The 3869-nt window shown below is 76.5% G+C and carries 1 protein-coding gene; it reads left to right on the top strand.

Going from position 1 to position 3869, the window contains the following annotated elements; all coding sequences use genetic code 11:
- The first annotated feature begins 142 nt into the window (after positions 1-142).
- Entirely contained in the window at positions 143-3862 is a 3720-nt protein-coding gene (locus tag FNQ90_RS15315) for a glycosyltransferase family 2 protein (protein WP_182606892.1), read from the top strand.
- Positions 3863-3869: the final 7 nt, after the last annotated feature.

Below are 3869 nucleotides of genomic sequence, written 5' to 3'. Positions count from 1 at the left end.
TCCCGACGGAGGTCCCCAACCGCCCGCGGACGCGGTTCCCCCGGGCCCGGGAGGAGTTTCCTCGGAGCGAAACCGGCGTCCGAAGCAGGCGCTAGGGTGAGCGCTGTCCGACGCCGTCCACCGAACCGGGGCCCGCACCTCGATGTCTGAGCAGTCCGCCCACCCAGAATGTCCCAGGCACGTCGTCACCGCCGTGCTGGTCTCCCACGACGGCGCGCGCTGGCTCCCCGACGTCCTCGCGGGGTTGACCGGTCAGGAGCGCCCCGTCCAGGACGTCATCGCCGCCGACACCGGCAGCGCGGACGAGTCCGCCGCCCTCCTGGCCGAGACCCTCGGGCCGGACCGCGTGCTCCACCTCGCCCGCCGCACCTCCTTCGGCACCGCGGTCGCCGAGGCGCACCGCACCGCCCCGCTCCTCGGCCCCGACGACCTGCCCTACCTGCGGCGTCCCGAGGCGTGGAACCCGGACACCCGCAGCTGGGACACCAGCGTCTACGACCTGCCGGAGCTGCCCCACGGCGAGCCCGTGCACTGGCTGTGGCTGCTGCACGACGACGCCGCCCCCGAGCCGGACGCCCTGGCCCATCTGCTGCGCGAGGCCGAGGAACACCCCGAGGCGGTCGTCCTCGGCGGCAAACTGCGCAGCTGGTACGACAGCCGTCAACTCCTGGAGACCGGCGTCGCCATCGCCTCCAGCGGGCGTCGCTGGACCGGCCTGGAACGCCGCGAGCAGGACCAGGGACAGCACGACGGCACCCGACGGGTGCTCTCCGTCTCCAGCGCCGGCATGCTCATCCGCCGCGACGTCTTCGAGGAACTCGGCGGCTTCGACCGCCGGTTGCCCCTGATGCGCGACGACGTGGACCTGTGCTGGCGGGCACACGCCGCCGGTCACGACGTCCTCGTCGTCCCCGCCGCCGTCCTCCGGCACGCCGAGGCATCCGCCCGCGAACGCCGCTCCATCGACTGCGCCGGCCGGCTCGGCGGCAGCCCTCACCGGGTGGACAAGGCCGGGGCCGTCCACACCCTGTTGGTCAACGCCCCCGGTCGCCGGTTGCCGTGGGTGGTGCTGCGGCTGATCGTCGGCACCCTGCTGCGCGTGGTGGGTTACCTGCTGGGCAAGCAGCCCGGCCGTTCGCTGGACGAGATCGGCGGCCTCCTCGCGGTACTGCTGCGCCCCGAGCGCGTCCTGGCCGGGCGCCGGTCCCGCGCCCGTGCCGCCGCCCCGGACCACGACCCGGCCGACCTGCGACCGCTCTTCCCGGCCGCGGGCGCCACCGTCAAACTCAGCCTCGACCAGGCGATGTCCACCATCTCCGGCCGTTTCGGCTCCGGGGACGCCGGGTCCGGTGGCCGGCACGGCGGCGTGGAGTCCGGACCCTCGGACGACGACGCCGACTCCCTGGAGGTGGAGCAGTTCGCCCGCGTCCGCCGGCTCGCCCGGCGGCCCGGCCCCGTGCTGTTCTTCCTGCTGCTGCTCGCCTCCCTCTTCGCCGGCCGCGCCCTGCTGGGCGGCGGCGCCCTCACCGGTGGGGCCCTGCTGCCCGCCCCGGCCGAGGCCGGTGACCTGTGGGCCCGCTACCTCGACACCTGGCAGCCGCTGAGCATCGGGGGCACCGCCTCCGCACCGCCCTGGATCGCGTTCGTGGCGACTCTCGGCACCCTCTTCCTCGGTGCCGTCGGACCGGTGCTGACCCTCCTGTTCGTCCTGGCCGTGCCCCTCGCCGGCCTCAGCGCCTACCTGTGCGCGGGCCCGCTGGTGCCCTCCCGGGTCCTGCGCGCCTGGGGCGCGGTCGCCTACGCACTGCTGCCGGCCGTCACCGGTGCCGTGGCCTCCGGCCGTGTCGGCACGGTGCTGCTGGCCGTGCTGCTGCCACCCCTGGCCCGCGCCGCCCTCGCCGCGCTGGGGCCGGGGGCCGCCCCCGGGCCGTGGCGCGCCGCCTGGGCCACCGCCCTGCTGCTCACCGTCACCACCGCCTTCACCCCCGTGATGTGGCTCCTCGCGGCCGTCCTCGGACCGATCGCCGCGGTGGTCGCGCTCCGTCCCGGCGGTTCCGGCGCCGACGCGCGCGGCGCGGTCCTCACCCGGCTGACCGCCGTGCTGCTCACCCCCCTGCTGGTGCTCTCCCCCTGGTCCCCGCGACTGCTCGCGGACCCCTCCCGGCTGATCCGGGAGGCCGGGGTCGCCCCGGAGATCGAGCCCGCCGGAGCCTTCCAACTGCTCACCCTCAGCCCCGGCGGCCCGGGCACCACCGGCGCCTGGGTGCTGGTCGGCCTCCTGCTGGCCGCCCTCGCCGCCCTGCTGCGCGCCGACCGGCGCACCGCCATCGGCACCGCCTGGACCGTCGCCCTGGTGGCGCTCCTGGCCGCCGTCTGGGCCAACACCGACGACACCGCCTGGCCCGGCCCGGCGATGCTGCTCACGGGCCTGGCCCTCATCGGCGCCGCGATGATCGGCGCCGACGGTGCCCGCCATCGCGTCGCGGAGCAGAACTTCGGCTGGCGCCAGCCGGTCGCGGTGCTGATCGCCGCCGCGGCAGCGCTCGGCCCGCTCCTCGCGGCCGGCGCCTGGATGCTGCGCGGCGCCGACGGTCCGCTGGAGCGCGGCAACCCCGGCCAGGTGCCCGCCTTCGTGGCCGAGGAGAGCGGTACCGGGGACCGTGCCCGCACCCTGGTCCTGGCCGGGGAGGGGGAGGACGCCGACGGCGCCCCACTGCGCGTGGACTACACCGTCCTGCGCGGCTCCGGGGCCCGCCTCGGCGACGCCGACATCACCGACCTGATGGCCCCCGACAGGGCGCTCGACCGAGCGGTCGGCGAACTCGTCGCCGGCTCCGGCGCCGACCAGACCCTCGTCCTGGCCGGTTACGCCGTTCGCTATGTCATCGTGCGCGACGGCTCCCCCGAGGAGCTCCACCGCGTCCTGGACACCACCCCCGGTCTCAAGCGGCTCAGCCAGGAGGACGGCAGCGCCCTGTGGCGGGTCGAGCGGGTGATGGCCCGCGCGGTGATCGTGCCGCCGGGCGATGCGGGGAGCGTGGAGTGGGAGCGTGTCCCCGCCGGCCCGATCGTCATCGACACGGAGATCCCCGCCGGTCCGGCCGGTCGCGTCCTGCGGCTCGCCGACGCCGCCGACACCGGCTGGTCGGCCACCCTGGACGGTGAGCCGCTGACCCGGACCCGTCTGGACGGCTGGGCCCAGGGCTTCGAGCTGCCGGAGAGCGGAGGCCGGCTGGAGGTCACCTGGAACTCCGGCCGTCTGCACAGCGGTTGGGTGTGGGCACAGGGCTTCCTGCTGCTGGTGCTCACCGTGCTGGCCCTGCCCGGTCGCCGCCGCGAGCTCGACGACGACCTGCCGGAGCCGGAGGCGGCACCCGTCGGTGGTCGGCGGGCGGCCAGGGCCGCGGCCGCCGCGGCGGCTGCCGGAGGCACCCCCCCGGAGGATCGTTCCGCCGCCGGCGAGCCCGTCCCCGTCCCGGGCCCGCGCCCCCGGGAGGAACCCGAGTTCGACGCCTTCGGCAACTCCGGCCCCGCGCCCGTGCCGGGTCCCCGTCCGGGAGACCCGGGCCCGGCGGACGATCGGTACGGCGCCCCCGCCCGGGAGGACCGGACGTCGTCCGGCCACGACGGGAACCGGTGGTCGACGCCGGCCGGGGCCGGCCATCCGCAGCCGACCGGCGCGCCCCCCGGCGGCACCGGGGGCTACGGAACCGGGGGGTACGGCGAGGGCTACGGCGAGTCCCACTCCGGTGATTACGGCGAGCCGTACACCGAGGGCTACCACGACCCCTACGGCAACGGCGGGTCCGACGGGAACACCGGCGGGTACCCCTCCGACTACGACTACGGGGGACCCCGGTGACCCGTCC

This window comes from Streptomyces alkaliphilus (genome assembly GCF_014141535.1).
GTDB classification, from domain to species: Bacteria; Actinomycetota; Actinomycetes; order Streptomycetales; family Streptomycetaceae; genus Streptomyces; species Streptomyces alkaliphilus.
Note: the sequence above shows the minus strand (reverse complement) of the source record. Positions and strands in the feature narration are given on the sequence as shown.